The sequence below is a fragment of the Vibrio sp. V19_P1S1T109 genome (assembly GCF_002241375.1).
Lineage (GTDB): Bacteria > Pseudomonadota > Gammaproteobacteria > Enterobacterales > Vibrionaceae > Vibrio > Vibrio anguillarum.
This window is the reverse complement of the sequence record NZ_NDIM01000005.1, coordinates 22875-43840: the sequence shown is the minus strand read 5'-3', so window position 1 is coordinate 43840 and position 20966 is coordinate 22875. Positions and strand designations below refer to the sequence as shown.

The following is a 20966-nucleotide window of genomic DNA, read 5'->3' as shown; positions in this document are numbered from 1 at the left end:
CACATTGAAAGTTGTCGGGGGTAGATGGCTTGTCGATTAGAATTTTTTTTTGATTGCGATTATACTGCCCGACCCATTTTCAAAGAGAATCAGATGATGAGAATCGCTTTAGGTATTGAGTACAATGGTTCTCAATACTATGGTTGGCAGCGACAACGTGACGTTAAAAGTGTCCAAGAAGAATTAGAAAAAGCACTCACAGTTGTGGCGAACCATCCGGTTGAAGTATTGTGTGCGGGGCGCACCGATGCAGGGGTTCACGGCACAGGGCAGGTGATACATTTTGATACTACGGCTTGCCGAAAAATGGTCGCTTGGACAATGGGTGTCAATGCTCATTTACCAAAAGATATCGCTGTTCGTTGGGCAACTGAGGTTTCAAGCGATTTTCACGCTCGCTTTTCGGCTACAGCACGCCGTTATCGCTACATCATTTATAATCATGCTTATCGCCCTGGCATATTATCTTCAGGTGTCAGTCATTATCATGGCGATTTAGACGTTGAGAAAATGCAGCAAGCAGGGCAGCTTTTATTGGGCGAAAATGATTTCACCTCTTTTCGCGCTGTGCATTGTCAATCGAATAGTCCTTGGCGAAACGTCATGCATTTGAATGTGACTCGGCATGGCAACTATGTCGTTATCGACATTAAAGCAAATGCTTTTGTCCATCATATGGTGCGAAATATTACCGGTAGCCTCATCGTTGTCGGCCGTGGTGAGCAGCCTCCCGAATGGATAAAATGGCTGCTTGAAGCCAAAGATAGAAAACTGGCGGGTGCAACAGCCAAAGCGGAAGGATTATATTTAGTTGCTGTTGATTATCCAGAAGAATTTTCTTTACCAAAAGAGTCGCTTGGGCCGCTATTTTTAGATGATAATTTGAACTAATAACGCGTAAAGTGTCCAAAACAGAGTCGTAACGTGTGTGGAAATGACAGCCAGAAAATAGGTACAACCAGTTTTTTGTCTACACTAAGCATTTTATATGTTTTAATCCTCACGCATAAATCCCAAATTTGTATCTTTCGCAATCACGCGAGAGAGTTAAGAGTAAAGGTCTTCCATGAGTTGGCTTGAAAAGATTTTAGAAAAAAGCAATATCGTAACTTCGCGTAAAGCATCCATCCCTGAAGGGGTTTGGACGAAATGTACTTCTTGTGAGCAAGTGTTATATCACGCTGAGCTTGAGCGTAATTTGGAAGTGTGCCCTAAATGTGATCATCACATGCGCATGAAAGCACGTCGCCGCTTAGAGACTTTTCTTGATGAACAGAATCGTGTCGAGATTGGTGACGAGTTAGAGCCGCAAGATAAACTCAAGTTTAAAGACTCAAAACGTTATAAAGAACGCCTTTCAGCCGCTCAAAAAAGCAGTGGTGAGAAAGACGCTCTTGTGGTGATGCAAGGCGAACTATTGGGTATGCCTTTGGTTGCTTGTGCTTTTGAGTTTTCTTTCATGGGTGGTTCAATGGGGTCTGTAGTTGGTGCGCGTTTCGTACGAGCTGTTGATGCCGCTATAGAAAACAACTGTGGTTTGGTCTGCTTTTCTGCCAGTGGCGGCGCGCGTATGCAAGAAGCGTTAATGTCATTGATGCAGATGGCAAAAACCAGTGCGGCGCTTGAACGTTTATCAAGCAAAGGCTTACCTTATATCTCAGTGATGACGGACCCGACCATGGGTGGCGTATCGGCAAGTTTAGCGATGCTTGGTGACATCAATATTGGTGAACCTAAAGCACTGATTGGTTTTGCTGGTCGTCGAGTTATCGAACAAACGGTACGTGAAGATCTACCTGAAGGTTTCCAACGCAGCGAATTCCTAATTGAGCATGGTGCGATTGATATGATTGTCGATCGCCGTGAAATGCGTCAACGCGTGGGGGGATTGATCGCTAAATTGACCAATCACAGCTCACCGTTGGTCGTTTCTGTTGATGATTCACCGATTGAACCTGATTACGCTGTACCAGAAGCGCACGAAAAAGGGTAAAGTAGGCACTAACACACTAACTGCTTAATGGTTATAAACGTTAGATGACTCAAAACCTTATCCCACAAGCCACATCCTCTCTTGCGATGTGGCTTGATTATTTAGCGAATATTCATACCTCCGCTATCGACCTTGGCTTGGATCGTGTTCAAGCTGTGGCTCAAAAAGCGAATCTTATTAAACCTGCACCTACCGTAATTACCGTGGCTGGAACGAATGGCAAAGGCTCGACCTGTGCATTAATGGAAGCCATTTTATTGGATGCAGGTTATCGCGTGGGCGTTTATAGCTCACCTCATCTTATCCGTTATAACGAACGCGTGCGTATTAATGCGCTTGAGCTCAGCGATGAACAGCATACGCAAGCCTTCGCTTTTGTTGAAGCGCAACGGGGTGACATCAGTTTAAGCCTATTTGAGTTCGGTACATTGGCGGCACTGCGTTTATTTCAAACGCAAGCGGTGGATGTCATTTTATTGGAAGTTGGGCTAGGTGGCCGACTTGATGCGACCAATATTGTGGATCACGATGTTTCTGTGATCACCAGCTTGGCGATTGATCACGTGGATTGGCTCGGCGATGACATCAATGTTATTGGCTATGAGAAAGCGGGGATTTATCGCGCAGGTAAACCCGCCATTTGTGGCCAGCCTAAGCCACCACCAACGGTTGCAGCGCATGCCGATGATATTGGTGCGGAGATGTACCAAGTCGGTATTCAGTTTTCCTATGAACTGGCCTCTGAAACAACGTGGAATTGGCGAAGTGGTCCATTTGAGTTATCTGATTTACCGCTCCCTCGCTTGCCCTTGCCTAATGCGGCTACGGCATTAATGGCACTCGGCTGCTCCGGTTTAGCTGTGAGTGATGTCAATATCGTCAATGGGCTTAGCAACGCAACACTTGCTGGGCGGATGCAAAAAATCAGTGATAGCCCAGAAATCATTCTTGATGTTGCACATAATCCCCATTCGGCCGAATATTTGGTGGCGCAGCTCAAACAGCGTTACGCACACAAAAAGGTCCATGTGGTGATTGGCATGCTGCATGATAAAGATGTGAAGGCCACGCTTCATCAACTGAAATCAATCGCTAACGTTTGGTATCCTGCTTCATTAAGTGGCCCTAGAGCCGCGCAAGCGAATGAACTGTGTCAGTACCTTGAGCCAGGCGTTAAACCGTTTGCTAACCCAGTCAGCGCTTTTGAAGCCGCGATGACACAAGCCGATAGCAATGATGTCATTATCGTGGTTGGGTCGTTTCATACTGTGGGTGAAGTATTAGAGCACTGGCAGAACAAAGGAGTATAAATGGCAAGTAAGTTTCAGAGCCGCTTGGTAGGAACAATTATATTGGTGGCGATAGGGGTGATAGTGTTACCTGATGTATTGGATGGCAAAAAGACCCACTACAAAGAAGATATCGCCAGCATCCCAATTAAGCCCGAATTAGACAGCGAAGTTGAGAAGTTTGAAATTCTCGACCCCGTTGAAGATCAAGTCGCGTTGCCCGATTCGCCTGTGGAAGTGATCGCACAAACTAACCAGAGCGATGCAGCAACGCAGAGCAAGCCACTCACTGTGAAAGTGAAAGAAACGGCGGAAAGAAATGATTACCAAGATAGTGCTTGGCTCATTCAGTTGATGGCATTAAAGAATGCCGAAAACGCAAAAACCGTGGTTAAAGATCTGCAAAAACGGGGTTATCAAGCTCATACTAAGCAAGAAAATGGCTTCACTCGGATCATTATTGGTCCAGATGTTTCCAAAACCAAGCTTGAGCGTCAACTCTTAGAACTGGAAAAAATTACCGGTGCAAAAGGTCAATTGCTCAAATTTAAACCACTAAACCCATAAGAAAACGTTTGCGTCGCGTTTTTTTCTGTTAAAATGCGCGCCAACTTAAGATGTAGAACTCATGAATTGGTTAGATATTGTCATTTTAAGTGTGATCGGCCTATCGGCATTGATCAGTTTAGTCCGTGGCTTTGCTAAAGAAGCGTTGTCATTAGTGATATGGTTCGGTGCATTTTTTATTGCCAGCCAATACTACGCAAAACTTGCGGTGTATTTTTCAAATATCAAAGATGACATGTTTCGTAATGGCGCGGCCATCGCAGCACTGTTTGTTGCAACACTCATTGTCGGAGCGATCATTAACTATGTGATTGCTCAATTGGTACAAAAAACGGGCCTATCTGGAACTGATCGGGTACTGGGCATTGTTTTTGGAGCATTGCGTGGTGTGTTGATTGTTTCAGCTGCCTTGTTTTTTATGGATGCGTTTACCGCATTTCCAAATTCAGAGTGGTGGAAGAGCTCGCAATTGGTACCGGAATTTAGCCGTATCATTGCGCCGTTCTTTGAGCACTTACAAGCAACATCAAGTTTTCTCTCTGGCGCGATTTAGCGCCAGTTACTGTCGCAAAACGAGGATCAGGACATGTGTGGTATTGTTGGAATCGTGGGTACAACGCTGGTAAACCAGTCAATTTATGACGCGTTAACGGTATTGCAGCATCGTGGCCAAGATGCCGCTGGTATTTGTACCATAGAAAGCAATCGTTTCCGTCTGCGTAAGGCGAACGGTTTAGTGAAAGATGTCTTTGAAGCAAAACACATGCAGCGTCTTCAAGGAACGGTGGGTATTGGACATGTGCGTTATCCTACTGCGGGTAGTTCGAGTGCCTCAGAAGCTCAACCTTTCTACGTTAACTCCCCGTTCGGTATCACGCTTGCTCATAACGGCAACCTCACCAATGCCAACGAAGTACGCCAGAAGTTGTTTGAAAAAGATCGTCGCCATATCAATACCACTTCAGATTCCGAAGTGCTGCTTAACGTCTTGGCGCATGAAATTGATACAGTCAGAGGCAATGTAACCGCAGAAGATGTGTTTCGTGCTGTCGCCAATGTACATCGCACCATTCGCGGTGCTTATGCTGTTGTCGCGATGATCATTGGGCATGGGATGATCGCGTTTCGTGACCCGCATGGTATTCGTCCTATCTGCTTAGGTAAACGTGAAGTCGATGGCCGTACTGAATATATGGCCGCTTCTGAGTCGGTGGCGCTAGATGCTGTCGGCTTTGATTTTGTGCGTGACCTTGCCCCCGGAGAAGCGGTGTATGCGACCTTTGATGGCCAGCTATTTACTAAACAATGTGCCGATAATCCAACACTTAACCCATGCATTTTTGAATTTGTCTACTTCGCCCGTCCAGATTCGTTTATCGACAAAATTTCGGTTTACAGCGCGCGTGTAGAAATGGGTAAAAAGCTGGGTGAGCGCATCAAGAACGAATTTGCTGACTTAGATATTGATGTCGTGATCCCCATTCCTGAGACTTCGTGCGATATCGCATTGCAAATTGCACAAGCGATTGATATTCCATATCGCCAGGGTTTTGTCAAAAACCGCTACGTTGGCCGCACATTTATTATGCCGGGCCAGCAACAGCGTAAAAAGTCAGTGCGACGTAAACTCAATGCGATTCGTTCTGAATTTAAGGGCAAAAACGTGTTGCTAGTGGATGACTCGATAGTGCGTGGAACTACGTCAGAGCAAATTATTGAGATGGCTCGTGATTCTGGTGCAAACAAGGTGTACATGGTGTCAGCCGCGCCTGAGATCCGTTTCCCTAACGTCTATGGCATTGATATGCCAAGTGCTAACGAGTTGATTGCTCATGGTCGAGATGCCGATGAAATTGCGCAGCGAATTGGTGCCGATGCTCTGATTTTCCAAAATCTGGAAGATTTAGTGGATGCCGTCGGTATGGGTAACCGCGATATTGCAAAATTTGAAGCGTCGGTATTTAACGGCGAATATGTCACGGGCGATATTGATCAGCAGTATCTTGATTTTCTTGAATCGATGCGCAGCGACGATGCAAAAACGGTTCGAGAAATCCAGCAAGATCTCGCCAACCTGGAGATTCATAACGAAGGCGCGTAATCGAGCGCATCTCTCCAAATAGGCTGCAAAGAAAAAGGCTTCCATCTAGGAAGCCTTTTTTGTGCTCGTTAACAGGGTTTGACTAAAGGATCATTGCCGCAATCCAGCCAAACACAATCAGTGGAATATTATAATGGATGAAGGTTGGAACCACCGTTTCCCAAATATGTTCGTGTTGGCCATCCGCATTTAGGCCTGACGTTGGCCCTAAGGTGGAATCTGACGCTGGAGAGCCTGCATCGCCCAACGCAGCAGCGGTACCCACTAGCGCAATGGTCGCCATAGGCGAAAAGCCAAAGGCGAGGGCAAGGGGCACGTAAATGGTTGCGATGATTGGAATCGTTGAGAAGGATGAACCAATGCCCATAGTGACCAACAAACCGACGATCAGCATTAATAAAGCGGATAAAGCTTTATTGTCACCAATGCTTACTGATAAGGCTTCGACGAGCGACTCAACGCCACCGGTGGCTTTCATCACGGCGGCAAATCCGGCCGCTGAAATCATAATAAAGCCAATCATGGCCATCATATGTACACCTTTGGTGAACACATCGTGCGTCTCTTTCCACGCAATCACCCCACCAAAAGTGAAGACCATAAAACCAGCCAGTGCGCCGATGATCATTGAACCTGTGGACAGTTGCACGGCAAGTGCCGTGATAATACCGAGTGCGGCAATCAAAATATGCTTTTTGTTGATCGCTTTTGGTTCGGTATTAATGACAGTATGTTCCGTCTCTTGATACTGGCGAGGTTTACGATAGGTAAAGAAAATGGCGACCAGTAAGCCAAAAATCATCCCAGCGGCTGGTAGCAGCATGGCTATCGGCACTTGGCTTGCCGTCACGTTTTCAAGGCCATTATCGCGTAAATTCTTGAGCAAGATGTTATTGAGGAAAATCCCACCAAAGCCGACAGGCAAGACCATATAGGGCGTGATAAGGCCAAAAGTGAGTACGCAAGCAATTAGGCGACGGTCCAGCTTCAGCTTGGCAAAGACGCCCAATAGCGGTGGAATTAAAATCGGAATAAAGGCGATATGGACAGGAATGATATTTTGCGATGACATGGTAACTAGAACCAGCGCGACCAGAACTGCATACTTCAAACCTGTGGTGGCCGCGCCATGCTCTTTGCCATGGATACGCTTAATCACGTTTTGCGCCAGTAAGTCAGTAATACCAGATTTAGAAATCGCGACGGCAAAGGTGCCTAGCATCGCATAACTTAGTGCGATGGTTGCACCACCGCCTAAGCCACTTTCAAATGCAGAAACAGCATCATTTAAACTCATCCCTGCAACTAAACCACCGACGATCGCACTAAATGTCAGTGCGACGACGACATTGACCCGCATCAGCGCAAGAAGCAGCATGATGCATACAGAAATTACTACAGGATTCATATATTTCTCGGTTAGTTGTGTTTACTTGTTATTGTTTTCTGAAGGTTCAACAAGTGGCCATCCGCCAAGGGCCTTCCATTTGTTGACGATACCGCAAAAAAGTTCGGCCGTTTTTTGCGTATCGTATAGCGCTGAATGCGCTTCTCTATTGTCAAATTCCATCCCAGCGGATTTGCACGCTTTGGCCAAAACGGTTTGCCCATAGGCTAAACCACTTAGCGCAGCGGTATCAAAAGTCGCAAAAGGGTGGAAAGGGACTCGTTTTAGCTTGCAGCGTTCACTGGCTGCCATCACGAAATTCAAGTCAAAGGTAGCATTGTGCGCCACCATGATCGCGCGGCTACAGTCATTGTCGCGTTGCTCTTTTCGGACTAGCTTATAAATTTCTCTGAGTGCTTCGGCTTCGCTGACAGCACCGCGTAATGGGCTAAATGGGTCACGAATGCCATTAAACTCAAGCGCCTCTTTTTCAAGGTTGGCACCTTCAAAAGGCTCAACATGAAAGTGAATCGTCGATGCTGGGTGCAGATCACCTTGTTCATCCATACGCAACGTAATCGCGCAGATTTCTAATAGTGCATCGGTCTTTGCATTGAAACCGGCTGTTTCGACGTCGATGACGACAGGAAAATAACCGCGGAAACGCTTTTTCAGTGTCAATGCTTCATTTACTTCAGTCATGCTAGCTCTTGGTTGTGTGACAGGGCTGGCATTATTACAGATTCTTTCTACGATAAAAACCAAACACGTTAATAAATGCAGGTTTCACTATGCGTTGGATAGTGCGGTGATGTGGCTAGATTTTTGCATTAACTTAGTCAATAGAAAGCGAAGCGGCAATTTTCCGCCATCGTTGTAGTATCGCTCGGAGAATAAAATCGTTATGAATAAATGGGTTACTGCCACTATTGTGATGACCAGCATACTGACATCCTTTGCCCCTATGGCGATGGATAAGCGTTATGTGGCAACACCACAGCAGTCTACGTGGCAGATGGTGACGAATACCCCTTTAGAGTGCCGTTTGGTCCATCCGATCCCCAATTACGGTGACGCTGAATTCTCTTCACGTGCGAATAAGAAGATTAACCTCGATTTCGAACTCAAAATGCGTCGTCCAATGGGCGAAACTCGCAATGTAAGTTTAGTGTCATTACCACCGAGTTGGCGTCCGGGTGAGAGTGCAGACCGTATTACCAATTTGCAATTCTTCAAACAGTTCGATGGTTACATCGGTGGTCAAACCGCTTGGAGCCTACTCAGTGAATTGGAAAAAGGACGCTATCCAACCTTTAGCTACCAAGATTGGCAAAGCCGAGATCAGCGCATTGAAGTGGCTCTCTCGTCGGTTCTTTTTCAAGAGAAGTACAACGTGTTTAGCGATTGTGTGAGCAATTTGCTGACGTACAGTTTTGAAGATATCTCATTTACGATTCTGCATTACGACCGCGATAATGTGCAACTCAATAAAGCTTCGCAAAAACGGCTTGCGCAAATTGCTGACTATATTCGCTATAACCAAGATATTGATTTGGTGTTGGTTTCTACCTATACCGACTCTGTTGATAGTCGAGGAGTGAGTCAGGATCTTTCTGAGCGTAGGGCTGAGGTATTAAGAGACTACTTTAAATCACTGGGGTTACCTGAGGATCGCATTCAAGTGCAAGGCTATGGTAAACGTAGGCCGATTGCCGACAACGCATCACCCATTGGCAAAGATAAAAACCGTCGCGTGGTTATTTCACTGGGTCGAACAATTATCTAATAACGTTAGAGTAAAAAAGCAGCCCATTTCAAAGGCTGCTTTTTGTGATGTTATCCGGGAAACCTTACGCATCTAGTTTATATAACTAGCCGATGCCGCAAAGAGACTTATCCTTCTAAACCTGCTGATGCTTGTTTGTTTTGGATAAGTTCAATCATGTAACCATCAGGATCTTTCACAAAAGCGATATGCGTGGTGCCACCTTTTACTGGGCCAGCTTCACGGGTCACATTACCTCCAGCCGCTTTAATCGCGTCACAGGTGGTATACAAATCTTCAACACCAATGGCGATGTGGCCAAAAGCATTACCTAGGTCATAGCTTGTGGTGCCCCAGTTATAGGTCAGTTCGATCACCGCACCCTGAGATTCATCGCCATAACCCAGAAATGCCAATGTGTATTTGTATTCTGTATTTTCATTAGTACGAAGCAGTTGCATACCCATGACCTTGGTGTAAAACGCGATCGATTTTTCTAAATCGCCTACGCGTAGCATGGTGTGCAAAATACGACTATTTGACATGTTGAGCTCCTAACTTTCTGATGAAATATCTATCTCCACCCGACCACTGTGGCGATGATGTTGGCTTACGTTCACCCACTCCAATCACAGAGTTTATCTATGTTCAAAGGAATTCGTTTACTTACTGCCTACTTGCAGAGTTGAGTCTTTTGGGGATCTGGTTAAATTTTATAGGTCAGTTTTATCAGAGAATTCGCAAAGATCTTCAATGATACAACTGCCACAACGCGGCTTTCTTGCGACACAGGTGTAGCGACCATGTAAGATCAACCAATGATGAACATCAACTTTGAATTCTTTAGGGACGACTTTGAGCAGCTTTTGTTCCACTTCATCAACGTTTTTACCCACCGCAAACTTGGTTCTATTTGAAACACGGAAAATATGCGTGTCAACGGCGATGGTTGGCCATCCGAAAGCGGTGTTCAATACCACATTGGCCGTTTTTCTGCCAACGCCGGGCAGCGATTCTAATGCTTCACGGCTCTCTGGCACTTCTCCTGCGTATTGATCCAATAATATACGGCAAGTTTTTATGACGTTTTCTGCTTTGGAATTGAATAAACCAATGGTTTTGATGTATTGCTTTAGCCCATCAACGCCAAGATCAAAGATGGCTTGTGGCGTATTAGCAATAGGGTAAAGTTTGTCAGTGGCCTTATTAACGCTGACGTCAGTCGCTTGAGCGGAAAGCAGTACTGAGATCAGTAACTCAAACGGTGTGCTCCATTTAAGCTCGGTTTCTGGCTTCGGGTTATTGGCCCGTAAGCGCTCGAGGATCTCGACTCGTTTGACATTATTCATCGTTTGGAAAACTTCCTTATGATTTCGCTAAGCGTTAGTGACGCGTGCTCGTTCTATGACGGGCTTTTGTTCTTTAGGTTGGCGAGCAGCCAGATTTTTATCGATGATATTTTTAGCTGCAATCAAAAAGCCAACACCAATAAACGCTCCAGGCGGCAAGAGCGCAAGCAAGAAGCTGTTGTCAAAATGGAAGACCTCAATGCGTAAAATGGTTGCCCAATGACCCAGTAATAAATCAGCACCATCAAACAGTGTGCCATTGCCAATTACTTCACGCAGTGCGCCCAAAATTACCAGAATAGTGGTCATTCCCATGCCCATCCAAAATCCATCTTGTGCTGAAGGCAACACTGCATTTTTTGAGGCAAATGCTTCGGCGCGACCGATGATGATACAGTTGGTCACAATCAGAGGAATGAAGATCCCTAGCGATAGATACAGGCCGTAAGCGTAGGCATTCATTAACAGTTGTACGCAAGTTACTAGTGCGGCGATGATCATCACAAACACAGGAATACGGACTTCTTTGGGGACATAATCTCGTACTAATGAGATGGTGACATTTGAACAGACGAGAACCAGCAATGTCGCAACGCCTAAACCTAGCGCATTCGTGACAGTGGAAGAAACCGCTAGTAAAGGGCACAGTCCAAGTTGTTGAACGAGCGCAGGGTTGTTGCTCCACATCCCGTTTTTAATCAGTGTCTTATGATCACTCATTGCTGGCTCCTTTACAGTCAAAAGGTTGTGCTAATAGTGCTTCTCGATGTTGATTCACAAACTGAGCGGTATTTTTCACCGCTTTGACGACGGCTCGCGGCGTAATCGTCGCTCCAGTAAACTGATCAAATTGTCCCCCATCTTTGCGCACTTTCCAAGTCTCGATATTTTGCTCAGTGACTTGCTTGCCAGTAAAGCTCAATATCCAATCAGTGACGCGTAAATCTATTTTGTCACCTAACCCCGGTGTTTCTTGATGAGACAGAACGCGAGTCCCTGTGATGGTGCCATCGTGCTTGATGCCAATAATTACCTTGATCGCGCCGTTATAGCCATCAGGTGCGATGGCTTCAATAGCCAGTCCACTCGGTTCACCGTTTTGTGTGGCAATATAAGCGTGCATAGGTTGGTCTGTACCAAGTGCAGGGTCAGTCACCAGTGTACAGGATTTGTACAGTTCGTTGTCGTGCAAACTGTGCGGGATCACTTGGTTTAAAATCGATTGCAGTTGAATCTGCTCTTGCTTGGTGATCTGATCTTTTGTTAGGTATTGGGTTAACGCTACCACACCTGTTGAAGCACAGGCGAAGATAGCGAGAATCAAACCGTTATTGCGAATGGCGGTTAACATAGCGCTCCTTAATGCCCGTAGGTTCGAGGTTTAGTGTAGTAATCAATCAGTGGGACACACATGTTGGCAAGTAATACAGCGAAGGCTACCCCGTCAGGGAAGCCCCCCCAACTGCGGATAATGAAAATCATCATGCCAATAAATGCGCCGTAAATTAAGCGACCTTTGACGGTTGTGGAAGCGGTGACTGGATCGGTTGCGATGAAAAAAGCGCCGAGCATAGTCGCGCCCGAGAGCAAATGAAACAAGGGTGAGGCGGTTGCTCCCGGTTCAATAAGCGCAGTGAAAGCACTTGCCATTACTAAACCACACAGCACCGCAATCGGGATATGCCAGTTGATCACACGTAGTTTGATCATTAATAAGCCGCCAGCTAAATAGGCAAGGTTAACCCATTCCCAGCCAAGCCCAGCTAACCCACTAAATTGAGGCTGGCTCATCGCTTCATGCAGAGTCGCACCGTTATGTAATCCGGTTTTTACGGCGTCCAGCGGGGTGGCCATAGTGACACCATCGATACCCGTTCGGATTTGTTGTAGTGATAAACCTTCTACGTTGAAGCCACTGAAAATAAGTGAAAATGCATCACTAAACGAGATTGGATCAGGGGCTAATTCCGTTGGAGCAATCCAACTGGTCATCTGCACAGGGAAAGAGATAAGCAAAACCACATAAGCAATCATGGCAGGGTTGAATGGGTTTTGTCCTAGTCCGCCGTATAAGTGTTTTGCAATAATGATGGCAAAAATAAGGCCAATAAAGATAACCCACCAAGGGGACATCGGAGGAATGGCAATGGCCAGAAGCCAAGCGGTGACCACGGCGCTGTAATCTTTGATTGCCAACAGTGGTGAGCGCTTACGCAGTAGCATAACGGCAGATTCAAAAGCCAAAGCGATGATGATAGCGAGCATCAGTTGAATGAGAGTACCCCAACCAAAGAAGTAGCTTTGCGCGATAAGCCCCGGTAAGGCGCACAAGGCGACCCACTTCATCAGCTCTGATGTGCTGCGTTTGCTGTGTGCATGGGGGGAGCTGGCAATAAAAAAGGCCACTAATTATTCTCCTCAGAATTATGATTGTTTTTCGCTTGTGCCGTTTGCTGTTCTGCTTTGCGCGCTTTTGCGCGAGCAATGGCGGCAGCGACTGCCGCTTTTTTGGCATCCTCAGGTTGAGTAGGCGAAGGTTCAAGCGTTGGTTGAGGCTCACTCGGCGCCGTTTGCTGCTCGGCTTTGCGTGCTTTGGCGCGGGCAATGGCGGCAGCGACTGCCGCTTTTTTGGCATCCTCAGGTTGAGCAGGCGAAGGTTCAAGCGTTGGTTGAGGTTCACTCGGCGCCGTTTGCTGCTCGGCTTTGCGCGCTTTGGCGCGAGCAATGGCGGCAGCGACTGCCGCTTTTTTGGCATCCTCAGGTTGAGCAGGCACAGGTTCAAGCATTGGCTGGGGTTCACTCTGCGCCGTTTGTTGCTCTGCTTTGCGCGCTTTTGCGCGAGCAATGGCGGCAGCGACTGCCGCTTTTTTTGCATCCTCAGGTTGAGTTGGTGCAGGTTCAAGCGTTGGCTGGGGTTCACTCGGCGCCGTTTGCTGCTCTGCCTTGCGTGCTTTCGCTCGGGCAATGGCAGCCGCGACTGCCGCTTTTTTATCATCACCAGTTTCTGCTGGTGGCGCATCAGCACTGGTTTGCTGCGCTTTTTTCTCGCGAGCTTGACGTTTGCGCTCTTCGCGCAATTTAACCATTTCAGCGTTATCTGGCTCGACTTGACCTGCTTGCAGTGCTTCGGCTTGCTTGGCTTTAGCGCGAGCAATAGCCGCAGCAACGGCGGGTTTTACGGTGCTTGGGTTGTTTTCTGTTTGTGCTTTTTGCGCTTGAACGCGAGCAATGGCCGCTGCAATCGCATCGTCGCCGCCTGTGTGTTTTATCTCTTGACGACGTTCATCGGCTGCTTTTTTGAAACGATTCTCGCGATCGGCTTTATCGCGTTCTAAACGTGCTTTTTTCTCTTCGAAACGTACTCTGGCACGTTCAGCGGCTTCTGATTCTTGCTGGCGAGTTTTTATCTCAGCCTTGGCTTGACGATAGTATTGCACCAATGGAATTTCACTGGGGCAAACATAAGCACAAGCCCCGCACTCAATGCAATCTTTGAGGTTTAGTTCTTCACACTTATCATATTCTTCCGCTTTCGCGTGCCAGAACAGTTGCTGAGGCAATAAGGAGGCCGGGCAGGCTTCCGCGCACTGACCACAGCGAATGCAGGCCATTTCATGTTGTGAAGAGGCAATCTCTTTACGAGTGGGTGCCAGAATGCAGTTGGTGGTTTTGGTGATCGGAACTTGTGAATGAGGCAGGGTGAACCCCATCATCGGGCCGCCCATGATAAGACGCGGTAATTTTTTATCTGCCTTATAGCCAAATTGTTCGAGTAAATATTGTACGGGTGTGCCTAATAAAACCCAGACATTCCGGGGCTGTTTAAACGTATTGCCCGTTAAGGTGACTACGCGGTTAATCAGGGGTTCGCCATCCATGACGGCGCGTTTAATCGCGTAGATAGAGCCAACATTTTGTACCATCAAGCCAATATCGGCTGGAATTTTACCCGCAGGCACTTCTTGGTTGGTCAGCAATTTAATTAACTGCTTTTCACCACCTGAAGGGTATTTGGTTGGGATCACGCGGATCACGATGTCTTTATGTATTGCGGCGGCTTCTAACGCTTGAATTGCTTCAGGTTTGTTATCTTCAATACCGATGATGGTTAATTTGGGCTTAAGAATGTGCTCTACAATACTGATCCCATCGATGATCTCTGCGGCATGGTGCTGCATGAGTACATCATCGGCCGTGATGTAAGGTTCACATTCGGCGGCGTTGATGATCAAAATATCAGTATGAGCGAGGCCTGATTGCATTTTTTTTGCAGTAGGAAAGCCGGCGCCGCCCAACCCTGAGATGCCAGCTTGACGAATGACTTCAATCAATTGCTCTGGGGAGTGTTGTCGATAATCAGCCAGTGGTGCGCGTACCATCCACTCATCTTGCTGATCAGGCGTGATGACAATACACATTTCACTTAACCCAGAAGGGTGCGCCGTGGTGCGCGGTTCAATGGCGGTAATGATGCCAGAGGTTGAAGCGTGTACAGGCAACATGAAGGTTGAGGTGTATTGTGTCAGTGGTTGGCCTTTGAGTACTTTATCGCCAACGCTGACCAGTAAATCACCGGCTCGGCCAATATGCTGTTTGAGTGGCAATACAATTTCTGGCGGTATACCGGCATGAGTCAGTGCCGTTTGATTTGATTGCTGTTTATTTTCTGGCGGGTGAATGCCTCCCGGGAAGTTCCAGAGAGTGCCAGCTTTGATTTGTTCTATTAATGACAACATACCAATCCTTAATTCACGCTTTTCTGCGCACGTGAGGCAGAGTCGGTAACATCAACAACAGGAATCGCGTTCATTTGCCACTTCCAAGTATCGGTCGTAGTTTCTACCGGGATCATTTCAATACAGTCCGTTGGACAGGGGGCAACACATAGATCACAGCCAGTACATTCTGACTTGATCACGGTATGCAGAGCCTTAGTTCCACCAACAATGGCATCTACGGGACAAGCTTGAATGCATTTTGTACAACCGATGCACATATCTTCATGAATGAAGGCAACGGTTTTGACCTTATTATCAAGATCATGTGCAGACTCTTCGGCTTCAACGCCCATTAAGTCAGCCAATTTTTCAATGGTTGCTTGGCCGCCGGGCGGGCATTTATTGATTTTATCGCCATTGGCAATGGCTTGTGCATAAGGGCGACAGCCCGGATAGCCACATTGACCGCATTGTGTCTGCGGTAAAATCGCATCAATCTGATCGACGATAGGATCGGCTTCTACTTTAAAGCGAATAGAGGCAAAACCTAAGATAGCGCCAAACACAGCGGCCAATGCGACAAGTGCAAGAATAGCGATGAGTATTGTGCTCATATTACAACTTCACCAATCCTGTAAAACCCATGAAGGCGAGTGACATAAGACCTGCGGTTATCATAGCAATTGATGCGCCTTTGAAGGGCGTTGGTACGTCGGCTACGCCGATGCGTTCGCGCATGGAAGCAAACAGAATCAATACCAATGAGAACCCAACCGCGGCCCCAAAACCATAAATAATGGATTGAATGAAGTTATGATTTTCGTTGATGTTGAGAAGCGCAACCCCAAGTACCGCACAGTTGGTGGTGATAAGAGGAAGGAAAATCCCGAGCAGGCGATATAACGTTGGGCTGGTTTTGTGTACCACCATTTCGGTGAATTGAACCACCACGGCGATCACTAAAATAAAGCTCATGGTGCGTAAGTACTCAATACCTAATGGTTTAAGGACATAGCTTTCTACTAAATACGCACACACTGACGCTAGAGTTAGCACGAAAGTCGTCGCTAACCCCATCCCTATTGCGGTTTCTAGTTTTTTTGATACGCCCATGAAAGGACATAGCCCTAGAAACTTTACCAGTACAAAGTTATTGACCAGTACAGTGCCGATTAATAACAAAAAATATTCGGTCATAGTTATATAAGTCTTAAGTTCCGATCTGGTGATTATCGTGCTTTGCCAAGCGAATAACAACCAAGGAAAGATAAGGTTTTATACCTTTGACGGAATTTTGTACGCTGCTACGCCAGTATTAGGTTGATATGGAGCGTTATAAAGCAGTGTCAGCCGGCTATTTTTTATGTGTCGAAAAATGGGCTTGACTTAAATAACACCAAGTCAGTACATACTCACTGTCAGGCCAGTGGTAACCAACGCTGATTGTGTATGATGGATTTAAAAAAGGATGAAGATCAGTGTGAATCTGAAAAATGAGTCGTTTGGCGTGTTTGTCAACATGGATCAGTTCTACCACGTGAAAATCAAGAACCTGTTCAACCCATGGATAAATGGCTTTATAAATCGATTCCTTCGCGGAAAAAATCAGCGTAATAAAGCTCGCTAATTGGGCAAAGTGATGAGCAAAAATGTGCTCTGCGGGTGTCATGACTTGCTGGCGAATATCACTGAGCCATTCATCTCGTATGAGTTGTTCAATATCAATACCAAGAGCGGCACACGCTTGAGTCTGGTGAGTGGCGGCTGCGATAGCGTAGCCATGGCAATGGGATATTGAGCCTACGATATTTTGCGGCCAAACCGCTTGGTTCCCCTTGCCAATCTCTAACGTTAGCGACTGTGATTGATCCAGTTTGGTTAGGCAGTGTTTTGCACACATCCTGCCAGCTAAAAATTCACAATGGCGCTTTAGCACGGCTTGGTTTAAAGAAGAGGGAAGGGAGATCCCTTGCTCTTCAAGTTTATTTTTGTATTCAGGTAGATACTTCACTTCAAGCTGGTGGTATTGGATGGAAGATGGCCAGTTTGGAATGATGAGCATGCCTATTTTACCTATCGAGTGAGTGAACTTGTTCGATGCGTCGCCTGCGTGGTGACGTTTATCTAAGATTGAGTGAAAAATCACTCCCCCAGTCAAAAACTAAGTGTTGATGTCTAGGAGAGTGAGTCAGAGTGACTAACTAGAACTGGTAATCAGCGACTATGCCAAAGGTGCGTGGACCGCCGACTTCGTAGAGATCACTTTTCTGGCGAATCACGTACTCTTCATCAGTGACGTTTTTCACGTAAGCGCGAATCGTCAAATCGTTGAGAGTGTAACCTGCATTCAGATTGAACACGGTGTAATCGCCAGCCGTTTTACTCTCTGTGTTGGCTAAATCGGTATAGTAATCGGAAACGTGGTTAACACGAGCACCAAAAAATAGACCAGAATCTAAGTGTTGAGTAAAGCCCGCACCTGCAGACAGTTTAGGAGCGTAACTGAACTCATTGCCTGAGAGATTGGTAGAGGTACCGGTTGGTCCTTCGCTGATGTCTGTTTTAAGAAGACCGACAAACGCAAACAGGTCGAGCCCAGAATCAAACCAGTAAGAGGCTTCAACTTCCGTACCGTAAGTTTTCCCTTTCGGTATATTGGTGATATAGGTATCGAAGCGTTTTCCGCTGTCACCAGAGACCGAAGTTTGATAATTTTTGTAGTCGTTGTAGAACAGGTTAGCAGTAAGATCCAGCTTGTCATCCAGGAAGCTTGAACGAGAACTTAGCTCGTAGCTCCAGACTTTTTCTTGTTCAAAAACAAAAACTTCTTCTTTGTACTCGTTATAGCCTAATCCACCAGCATTGTAGCCTTTACGGGCCGTAAGACCGAGGGTGGAGTGATCTGAGACATCAAGTAATAGACCAATCTTAGGCAATAGGATGCCGTCATCTTCATCGGCTTTAAAATCGAGTGGTAGGGTAGCGTGATCGAAATCTCGCTTCAGTTCATCTCTTTCATAACGTGCACCTAATAATAGCTGCCAGCGATTATCCAAACGAATTCTTGAGTCAAAGTAGATTGAGTTGGTTAAAACTTCATCTTTACGTTTTAATGAATCTGTTTCGGTGTATTGATCTTTGAAGAAGCTGGCTAGGCCTAGAATCGCATTGTACCTTTCATCAAGTGATTGATATGTAAGCTTTGCTTCTGCGGTGTAGTTATCTTCATCCACATCACCATACCAATTAGTATCAGGATAAGCTTTGAACTTGGTGGTGTAGTTACGATGGGCGACTAAAATATCCGTTGTCAGTTCATCATTAATCACATAATTGACGTCTAGGTTGATATTCCAGCTTTTGGTTTCTTGGCGACGCGTGCCACTTTTGCTATGCAGTTCAAGTGTGCCCGGCTTGGTAACGAAGTTGGTATATTGCCCCTCTTCATTACGGCTACCAACCGTTAGCTTGGCTGTTAGCTTGTCATTTCCTTGGGGTTTCCACAATAATTTACCACGGACATTATAGGATTCGAGCTCGGAAGGATCCCAAGGGTACTGATCGCCGTTAGGCAGAGAGTAATCGATAGGGGTATTGCCTTTGGTACCTTCGGCGGCAAGACGAAACGCTAAAGTATCTTCAACCAGAGGTGCCGACACGACCCCTGCGAGATGATATTTACTGTCTTCATTTTCATAACCAGCGCGAACTTTACCCTCACGGTGGAACGTTGGATCCTTAGTTTTGATCACAACCGCACCGGCAATACTATTGCGGCCTTGGTTGGTGGATTGTGGCCCTTTATAGACTTCCACTTGTTCTGTATCCCACAGTCCAGCTTTGCCAAACGCTTCTCCAGACCAAGATTCAGAGACGCCGTCTACCGTTGTATTGACGCGAGGTGTTGCGCCTGTCATGAAGGTAAGAAAACCTTCGCCAGGGCCACGTCCATCGACCCCACGAATGTGTGGAATGCCCGAAGGTGCATTGAGTACGTTTGGTACGCGGTCGAGCAGATCGTAGTAATCTCGGCTTTCACCATCATCCACTTCATCGGTGAATAGGGTGAGCGAACTGGTGTTTTCGGCCAGTGTTCCTCCCAATTTCTCACCCACCACAACCACAGTATCTTGCTTTTTCTGTGGCTCTTTTTTTTCGAGCTGTTCCGCGACAACATTTGCGCTAGTACTCACGCAGAGGATGCCAATCAGTGTGGCGAGTTGAGTCTTATTGATATTTCTGACTGCCTTACCGTTATTCATATCCATGGGCTTCATGACCTAAAAGTTCCTTAATAGAAAAAATGATGTTGCTGCAACCATTATTGAATCAACTGTTGCTAGTTGTAATGTTAATGATAATTGTTATTATTTGCAATATCATCAATGCGGTTTTATGCTACTTAGTTTCTATGTTTCAAAAATACTAGGCTTGATATGGGGTGGTTTTAGTAATGGTTGTTAATCAGGAGAGCTCACAAGAGAGGGCTGAGCTCAATGGGGTGTTGGCCCGTTTTATTCAAGAGGGCGGCTCTATTGGTGACGAGCCTTGGTGGGCACATGTGCAATCGATCGGCATGCCTTATGTGATTGAAATAAATGGCGAATATGCAAAGGTTCTTTTTTTATGGCGTGAGCCGAAGCCGAGTGTGGCCGCAAATCAAGCGATCTACGTTGATATTAATGGTGTCACCGATCATCACAGTTTTTCGATGGCGAAGTTTACTCATATCGATAATACCGATGTGTGGTTTTATATCGATAGCGTCAAACTGAGTTGGCGAGGAGGGTATTCTTTTATTCCTGTCCCAGAAGCGTTAGTGCAGCCGAGTTACCAAGGTTCATACGATGCAATGCGCCACCAACATCGGCAATGGCTACGCTCCATTTTTCCACTGAGTTGCGCTGATCCACTGGCTCAAAATGATTTGTCAAAATGCGAGTGGGGGCGCGCGAAAACACCTTGTCATATGCCTAAAGCGCTTACGCAAACAGAGTGGCTCGGTTTCGATTCAGCGCAAGGTCAGTGCTTCAAAAGTGCTGATTCGACCTTTACTTGGAGCAGCACTTTGCTCGGTACATCGCGTGAGATTTGGCTTTATTCGACCGCGCAAAGACCCACCACTGAGCCGTTACCTTTGGTGTTGATGCTGGATGGCCGTTTTTGGTCTCAATCGATGCCGGTTTATGAGGCTCTTTCACAGGCGACCCACAGTGGAAAGCTTCCAGCGGCGCTCTATGTGTTGATTGATGAAATTAGCGCTCAACAACGCAGTGATGATCTCAGCTGTAATCCGCTGTTTTGGCAAGCCGTGATGGAGGAGTTACTCCCCTCGATTAACGAGCGCGTCAGAGTAACCCGCGATGCAGACCAAACGGTGATCGTAGGCCAGAGTTTAGGAGGCTTAGCGGCAATGTACGCAGCATTACACTGGCCGCAGCGATTCGGTTCTGTGGTTTGTCAATCGGGTTCATTTTGGTGGCCCGATTTCTCGATCGTTAAACCCCCCAGTGAATATTGTCCACCGAAAAGCGACTCGCGATTAAGCAAAATGAGCCAAGAGGTACATCAAGGTTTAGGTGCCAATTCACGTCTTGCGCTTTTCCTCGAAGTGGGTAGCGGTGAAGACATCATGATCGATTTAAGTCGAGATCTATACCAACAGTTGGCTTCACAACAGCATCGGATTCAATTTCGTCTGTTTGACGGCGGTCATGACCGACTCTGTTGGCGCGGCGGGATCATCGATGGCTTGTCATATGTTTTAGAACCTTATCTTTAATTTTCAGCGGTAGAG

20 protein-coding genes are annotated in these 20966 nt (G+C 46.5%); 8 read left to right on the top strand and 12 right to left on the bottom strand.

Going from position 1 to position 20966, the window contains the following annotated elements; genetic code table 11:
• Positions 1–96 precede the first annotated feature (96 nt).
• From truA to purF, 6 genes are all read left to right on the top strand, one after another.
• Positions 97–891: a tRNA pseudouridine(38-40) synthase TruA gene (gene truA, locus B9J87_RS00430; protein ID WP_094149162.1), complete on the top strand. Its 795-nt coding sequence runs from the start codon at positions 97–99 to the stop codon at positions 889–891.
• A 175-nt stretch (positions 892–1066) separates the two neighbouring features.
• On the top strand, positions 1067–1993 hold the full coding sequence (accD, locus tag B9J87_RS00425; RefSeq protein ID WP_013857293.1) for an acetyl-CoA carboxylase, carboxyltransferase subunit beta: 927 nt from the start codon (positions 1067–1069) through the stop codon (positions 1991–1993).
• Between the two features lie 44 nt (positions 1994–2037).
• On the top strand, positions 2038–3303 hold the full coding sequence (gene folC, locus B9J87_RS00420; protein ID WP_094149160.1) for a bifunctional tetrahydrofolate synthase/dihydrofolate synthase: 1266 nt from the start codon (positions 2038–2040) through the stop codon (positions 3301–3303).
• Positions 3304–3849 (top strand): SPOR domain-containing protein, encoded by a 546-nt coding sequence (locus B9J87_RS00415; RefSeq protein WP_094149159.1) that lies wholly within the window; start codon positions 3304–3306, stop codon positions 3847–3849.
• Between the two features lie 61 nt (positions 3850–3910).
• Positions 3911–4402 (top strand): CvpA family protein, encoded by a 492-nt coding sequence (locus B9J87_RS00410; RefSeq protein WP_013857290.1) that lies wholly within the window; start codon positions 3911–3913, stop codon positions 4400–4402.
• 33 nt (positions 4403–4435) lie between these two features.
• Positions 4436–5950, top strand: coding sequence for an amidophosphoribosyltransferase (purF, locus tag B9J87_RS00405; RefSeq protein ID WP_013857289.1), 1515 nt, complete (start codon positions 4436–4438; stop codon positions 5948–5950).
• A gap of 82 nt (positions 5951–6032) precedes the next feature.
• Here the strand turns inward: purF and B9J87_RS00400 are convergent, their stop codons facing one another.
• Positions 6033–7358 carry a Na+/H+ antiporter family protein gene (locus B9J87_RS00400; protein WP_010318473.1) on the bottom strand — a complete coding sequence of 442 codons (1326 nt, stop codon included), beginning with the start codon at positions 7356–7358 and terminating at the stop codon, positions 6033–6035.
• 21 nt (positions 7359–7379) lie between these two features.
• Positions 7380–8039 carry a ribonuclease T gene (rnt, locus tag B9J87_RS00395; protein WP_010318472.1) on the bottom strand — a complete coding sequence of 220 codons (660 nt, stop codon included), beginning with the start codon at positions 8037–8039 and terminating at the stop codon, positions 7380–7382.
• A gap of 202 nt (positions 8040–8241) precedes the next feature.
• Here rnt and motY point away from each other — a divergent pair, with 202 nt between their 5' ends.
• A complete protein-coding gene (gene motY, locus B9J87_RS00390; protein WP_013857286.1) occupies positions 8242–9123 on the top strand; it encodes a flagellar protein MotY in 882 nt (293 codons plus the stop codon).
• A gap of 107 nt (positions 9124–9230) precedes the next feature.
• On the opposite strand, the gene gloA is transcribed toward motY, so the two are convergent.
• From gloA to fvtA, 10 genes are all read right to left on the bottom strand, one after another.
• Positions 9231–9647: a lactoylglutathione lyase gene (gloA, locus tag B9J87_RS00385; protein ID WP_094149158.1), complete on the bottom strand. Its 417-nt coding sequence runs from the start codon at positions 9645–9647 to the stop codon at positions 9231–9233.
• Positions 9648–9815: 168 nt separating this feature from the next.
• Entirely contained in the window at positions 9816–10451 is a 636-nt protein-coding gene (nth, locus tag B9J87_RS00380; protein ID WP_064624814.1) for an endonuclease III, read from the bottom strand.
• Between the two features lie 27 nt (positions 10452–10478).
• Entirely contained in the window at positions 10479–11171 is a 693-nt protein-coding gene (locus B9J87_RS00375; protein ID WP_010318468.1) for an electron transport complex subunit E, read from the bottom strand.
• Complete coding sequence (gene rsxG, locus B9J87_RS00370; RefSeq protein ID WP_013857283.1) at positions 11164–11802, bottom strand: electron transport complex subunit RsxG; 639 nt, start codon at positions 11800–11802, stop codon at positions 11164–11166. The genes B9J87_RS00375 and rsxG overlap by 8 nt, the downstream gene beginning before the upstream one ends.
• 8 nt (positions 11803–11810) lie before the next feature.
• Positions 11811–12857 (bottom strand): electron transport complex subunit RsxD, encoded by a 1047-nt coding sequence (rsxD, locus tag B9J87_RS00365; protein ID WP_094149157.1) that lies wholly within the window; start codon positions 12855–12857, stop codon positions 11811–11813.
• Positions 12857–15187, bottom strand: coding sequence for an electron transport complex subunit RsxC (gene rsxC, locus B9J87_RS00360; protein ID WP_094149156.1), 2331 nt, complete (start codon positions 15185–15187; stop codon positions 12857–12859). The genes rsxD and rsxC overlap by 1 nt, the downstream gene beginning before the upstream one ends.
• Positions 15188–15195: 8 nt before the next feature.
• Entirely contained in the window at positions 15196–15783 is a 588-nt protein-coding gene (rsxB, locus tag B9J87_RS00355; protein WP_013857280.1) for an electron transport complex subunit RsxB, read from the bottom strand.
• A 1-nt stretch (position 15784) separates the two neighbouring features.
• On the bottom strand, positions 15785–16366 hold the full coding sequence (rsxA, locus tag B9J87_RS00350; RefSeq protein ID WP_010318463.1) for an electron transport complex subunit RsxA: 582 nt from the start codon (positions 16364–16366) through the stop codon (positions 15785–15787).
• Between the two features lie 157 nt (positions 16367–16523).
• Positions 16524–17231, bottom strand: coding sequence for a 4'-phosphopantetheinyl transferase family protein (locus tag B9J87_RS00345; RefSeq protein ID WP_094149155.1), 708 nt, complete (start codon positions 17229–17231; stop codon positions 16524–16526).
• A gap of 139 nt (positions 17232–17370) precedes the next feature.
• The gene (fvtA, locus tag B9J87_RS00340) at positions 17371–19446 is read right to left on the bottom strand and encodes a TonB-dependent siderophore vanchrobactin receptor FvtA (protein ID WP_094149154.1); all 2076 of its coding nucleotides are present in this window, start codon (positions 19444–19446) and stop codon (positions 17371–17373) included.
• Between the two features lie 164 nt (positions 19447–19610).
• Between fvtA and vabH the strand changes: the two genes are divergently transcribed.
• Positions 19611–20951, top strand: coding sequence for a vanchrobactin esterase VabH (gene vabH / locus B9J87_RS00335; protein WP_094149153.1), 1341 nt, complete (start codon positions 19611–19613; stop codon positions 20949–20951).
• Positions 20952–20966 lie beyond the last annotated feature (15 nt).

What these genes read in the sequence shown, in the direction of transcription:
- truA (WP_094149162.1), top strand. Translation starts at nt 97, where the DNA reads ATGAGAATCGCTTTAGGTATTGAGTACAATGGTTCTCAATACTATGGT.
- accD (WP_013857293.1), top strand. Translation starts at nt 1,067, where the DNA reads ATGAGTTGGCTTGAAAAGATTTTAGAAAAAAGCAATATCGTAACTTCG.
- folC (WP_094149160.1), top strand. Translation starts at nt 2,038, where the DNA reads ATGACTCAAAACCTTATCCCACAAGCCACATCCTCTCTTGCGATGTGG.
- B9J87_RS00415 (WP_094149159.1), top strand. Translation starts at nt 3,304, where the DNA reads ATGGCAAGTAAGTTTCAGAGCCGCTTGGTAGGAACAATTATATTGGTG.
- B9J87_RS00410 (WP_013857290.1), top strand. Translation starts at nt 3,911, where the DNA reads ATGAATTGGTTAGATATTGTCATTTTAAGTGTGATCGGCCTATCGGCA.
- purF (WP_013857289.1), top strand. Translation starts at nt 4,436, where the DNA reads ATGTGTGGTATTGTTGGAATCGTGGGTACAACGCTGGTAAACCAGTCA.
- B9J87_RS00400 (WP_010318473.1), bottom strand. Translation starts at nt 7,358, where the DNA reads ATGAATCCTGTAGTAATTTCTGTATGCATCATGCTGCTTCTTGCGCTG.
- rnt (WP_010318472.1), bottom strand. Translation starts at nt 8,039, where the DNA reads ATGACTGAAGTAAATGAAGCATTGACACTGAAAAAGCGTTTCCGCGGT.
- motY (WP_013857286.1), top strand. Translation starts at nt 8,242, where the DNA reads ATGAATAAATGGGTTACTGCCACTATTGTGATGACCAGCATACTGACA.
- gloA (WP_094149158.1), bottom strand. Translation starts at nt 9,647, where the DNA reads ATGTCAAATAGTCGTATTTTGCACACCATGCTACGCGTAGGCGATTTA.
- nth (WP_064624814.1), bottom strand. Translation starts at nt 10,451, where the DNA reads ATGAATAATGTCAAACGAGTCGAGATCCTCGAGCGCTTACGGGCCAAT.
- B9J87_RS00375 (WP_010318468.1), bottom strand. Translation starts at nt 11,171, where the DNA reads ATGAGTGATCATAAGACACTGATTAAAAACGGGATGTGGAGCAACAAC.
- rsxG (WP_013857283.1), bottom strand. Translation starts at nt 11,802, where the DNA reads ATGTTAACCGCCATTCGCAATAACGGTTTGATTCTCGCTATCTTCGCC.
- rsxC (WP_094149156.1), bottom strand. Translation starts at nt 15,187, where the DNA reads ATGTTGTCATTAATAGAACAAATCAAAGCTGGCACTCTCTGGAACTTC.
- rsxB (WP_013857280.1), bottom strand. Translation starts at nt 15,783, where the DNA reads ATGAGCACAATACTCATCGCTATTCTTGCACTTGTCGCATTGGCCGCT.
- rsxA (WP_010318463.1), bottom strand. Translation starts at nt 16,366, where the DNA reads ATGACCGAATATTTTTTGTTATTAATCGGCACTGTACTGGTCAATAAC.
- B9J87_RS00345 (WP_094149155.1), bottom strand. Translation starts at nt 17,231, where the DNA reads ATGCTCATCATTCCAAACTGGCCATCTTCCATCCAATACCACCAGCTT.
- fvtA (WP_094149154.1), bottom strand. Translation starts at nt 19,446, where the DNA reads ATGAAGCCCATGGATATGAATAACGGTAAGGCAGTCAGAAATATCAAT.